The organism is Deltaproteobacteria bacterium, from assembly GCA_022340465.1.
In the GTDB taxonomy this organism is placed as follows: domain Bacteria; phylum Desulfobacterota; class Desulfobacteria; order Desulfobacterales; family B30-G6; genus JAJDNW01.
In genome coordinates this window covers 1-3,411 of the sequence record JAJDNW010000144.1, presented here as the reverse complement: position 1 = coordinate 3,411, position 3,411 = coordinate 1, and the positions used below count along the sequence as shown (strand labels likewise).

The 3,411-nt window shown below is 54.5% G+C and carries 3 protein-coding genes; 1 reads left to right on the top strand and 2 read right to left on the bottom strand.

Going from position 1 to position 3,411, the window contains the following annotated elements; all coding sequences use genetic code 11:
* Together LJE94_18785 and LJE94_18780 are read right to left on the bottom strand one after the other, a co-directional pair.
* Positions 1-2,067: molybdopterin-dependent oxidoreductase (locus LJE94_18785; GenBank protein ID MCG6912142.1), on the bottom strand; the 2,067-nt coding region annotated here is incomplete at its 3' end.
* Positions 2,064-2,624, bottom strand: a complete 561-nt coding sequence (locus LJE94_18780; GenBank protein ID MCG6912141.1) for a molecular chaperone TorD family protein — start codon at positions 2,622-2,624, stop codon at positions 2,064-2,066. The genes LJE94_18785 and LJE94_18780, both read right to left, overlap by 4 nt.
* Positions 2,625-3,275: 651 nt before the next feature.
* Between LJE94_18780 and LJE94_18775 the strand changes: the two genes are divergently transcribed.
* Positions 3,276-3,411: type II toxin-antitoxin system Phd/YefM family antitoxin (locus LJE94_18775; protein MCG6912140.1), on the top strand; the 136-nt coding region annotated here is incomplete at its 3' end.

Genomic DNA, 3,411 nt, shown 5'->3' with positions numbered 1-3,411 from the left:
GACCCGGACGGTGTCTCCGTCATTAATACCTTTCTCGGCCGCCAGTTTGGGGTGGAGGTAAACGAAGGGTTTGGGGTTGAACTCCTCGCTCCAATCCAGGTTGATGAACTGGGAATGGATGCCGAACTTGGAGTGCGGCGTCAGCAACCGGTATTTGTCATACTTCTCCCGTGGCGCCTTAAACTCGGGCAGGGCCTTGTGGCCCCACTTTTCGGCCAGCTCGGACTTGAACTCGTACTTGCCGGACGGCGTCTTGAACTTGAGATCGACCCAGGAGGCCGGGTGCATCTTGGCCTTGACCGGACCGTTGCGAAGGTCCTCCCAGGACTTGAGGCCGAACAGGTCGTAGACGCCCTGGTTGAACTCCTTGATCATCCACTCTTTGGTGTCGATCTCCGTGGGGAAGGTGCAGGAGCCGGGTCTGAGTTCGTTCATTTTTTGGGACAGGGCCGCGGCGATCTCGATGTTGGACTTGGCCTCGTACATGGGCTCGATGGCCTGTTCGTTGATGGACAGCCAATAGTGCCAGTAGGAGGCGTTGATGGTCCATTCCTCGAACAGCGTGGTCACGGGCAAAACGATGTCCGACATCTCTACGGTCTGGTTGAAGAACTGGTCCACGGTGACCACCATCTCCAGCTTCTCAAAAGCCTTGAGCATTTTGTTGCGGTCGAAGTCCTGGCTGAAGGGGTTCTTGCAGGAGACCCACAGCAGGCGGATGGGTGGGTCGTCCGCATCCAGGATGACCTGGGCGGTCTTGTTGATGTTCAGGATGCGATCCGAATAATCCACGGCCGCATCGTCGGAGGTAAAGGTAAAGTCGCCCTTGACCTCGGCTTTGCCCGGCACGCCCTTGGCTCCTTCGGGCTGTTTCTGCAGCAGGGCGTGGTAGTTGAAGCCCCAGGTCTGCAGGTGCCCGTAGCGGGCGCCGCCACCGGTCTTGCCCACATTACCGGTCATGGCCACCAGGGCATCGATGGCCCGGACCGTGGCCCCGCCGTTGACGTGGCGCTGCAGGCCGTAGCCGATCCAGATGGTGGCCGGCTTGGCCGTGGCGAACTCCTGGGCCACCTTGACGATGCTCTCGGCCGGAATCCCAGACTCCTTGGCCGCCCATGCCACGGTGACGTTGTTTTTCAGGTACTCGGCGAATGCGTCAAAGCCGATGGAGTTGGCCGCCACCCAGTCTTTGTCGTAGAGGTCGTTGTCCAGGATGTAGCGGGCCATGCCGAGAGCCAGTGCCCCGTCCGCAGACGTCTTGACCTGCCAGTACTCGTCGGCCTTGGCCGCTATCTGGGTCAGGATGGGGTCGATGACCACGATCTTGGCCCCCCGGTCCCGGGCCGCGTAGAGGTACTTGACCGAGTGGACCGAGTTCCAGGCCGGGTTGGCCCCCCAGAGGATGATGTATCGGGCATCGACCATGTCTTCAGGGTCGTTGCACCACATGTCACCCATGTCGAAATTCTGGGCGTCGATTCCGGCCGGCCAGCAAGGTGTTCCCGTCAGCCGGGTCGTATACCCCAGCGAGGTCATCATCCCTTCGACGCCGTAATTGGTGATGCCGAAATTGCCCGAATACTTGGACAGGGCCAGGCCCAGCAGCGTGCCGTCCTTGTCATGCATTTCCAGGAGCTTTTTGGAGATGCGGTCCATGGCGTCGTCCCAGGAGACGCGCTTCCAGTTCCCCGTGCCGCGGCCCTCCTGGACCATGGGGTACTTGATGCGGTCCGGACTGTAAGGACGGCGGGTGTAACCGTAGCCTTTCACGCACAGTCCGCCCCGGGTGAAGGTCGACTCGGTCGCACCCTCGATGAATTGAATCACCCCGTCCTTGACAGACGTCTTGATAGAGCAAGTGTCGTAGCAGTTCCGGGGGCAGGCGTTGCGGAAGAATTCATAGCCGCCCTCGTAGACGATCTCCTGGGCCCGCGACCGCATCGGGCGAAGCAGCCCGCAGGGCATGGTGGCCACCGCGCCGGCCGCCAGAAGGCATTTCAGAAATTTCCTTCTGGACAGCGGACACTTTCCGACCTGAGTTCCAAGTGTATTGTTGGGTGCGGTCATACTTCTCCTCCATTGTTGCCTGTTACCCCCCTTATATTTTCAAGCGAGTGCTTCAGCCACTCGGCCAAACACCTGGCAGCATAACCAATGGCCGGGTGGATAGAAGGCGCCTTGTTCATGCGATCGACAAATCTCGATACCCATCTGTCCATATGCTCCAGGAACCGGCTCCTGAGCTCTTGCACCTCAGCCAGGCCCGATTGCAGGGCGATATGATTCATGGCCAGGGTTGCATCCAGTTCCAGACTGATGTGATCGTCCGGTAACCTGTTCTTCCAGGGGGATTCAAGACCGATTGACGCATACATCTCTCGGACTTCCAGGGTTGTCTCGCTCATGACCAGCGGCTCGGAATCTAAATAGACGGAAGCGAACGGCGGCGCTTCCAAGGCGGCCGGTCCTACAAAGAGTCGGTTGAAAGCAAATTCAACCTCTTCCCAGTCTTCCACTTCAGGCACGTCCTCCGGAAAATTCTTGGTCAACTCTCCGTAGGCCCGCTCGAGTTCAGGCCTGTTTCGAGCCAGAAAAAAGTCCCGGAGTGCAGCCACGCTTTCCATTTCCACTTGTTGGGTTCCACTCGTTAAAGGTCTCTCGAAGGCGTTTCTTGCATGATACACTGCGACATTACTCATCCCTAACTGGAAAAAAAAAGAAAAACAAGGTGAATTAACGGGTAATTAATGGGTATTTCATAATACCCATTAATTGGAATAAGAGCCGAAATATTTCCGAGATGGACCCCAGTGGTATCCGACTGTTCAGTCCATGGAGGATTTGACCTGTCGCGCAATTCTTTATTGACTTAGTATATAATGAAAATTTGGTGGATTTCGAAATAAATATCCTCTTTAATTTTAACAAATCACAATCGACAGCCCGCCCTTTCTCCGGGAGGGTGCCTGGAAACCATAGTCGCCCCGAAATGGCAGCTAAAAGATTGCAGGCGGTAAGATTTTAGCTGTAATTAGGGAGTATAAAACGGAGATCGACCGGAAAAAGAGAACAGCCATTCCCGGCAACGAAATTGAGGACAAAAATCGTAATGTAAATAAAAATTTTAGCTTTTTTATTGTAACAGTTTATTTTGCAGTGGATTATTATGCGAGAAAAGCACTGATCTGCAATCCATTTAATGTGTCTTAGAAAAGCTTGACAATTAAAATTTTACGCATAAAATATGCGTAAAAAATAAGAAGGGGGAAATGCAAATGAAGACGGCAACTGTAGGAGAAATCCAAAAAAACTTTAGCAGGATTCTAAATCAGATAAAGGCCGGGGAAGAAATAGCCGTTACAAGGAGAGGAAAACGGGTCGCTAAAATATGTGCTATAGGGCCTAAAGAAA

Bases quoted from the DNA above. Each gene is read 5' to 3' on its own strand.
- LJE94_18780 (MCG6912141.1), bottom strand. From the start codon at position 2,624: ATGGAAAGCGTGGCTGCACTCCGGGACTTTTTTCTGGCTCGAAACAGG.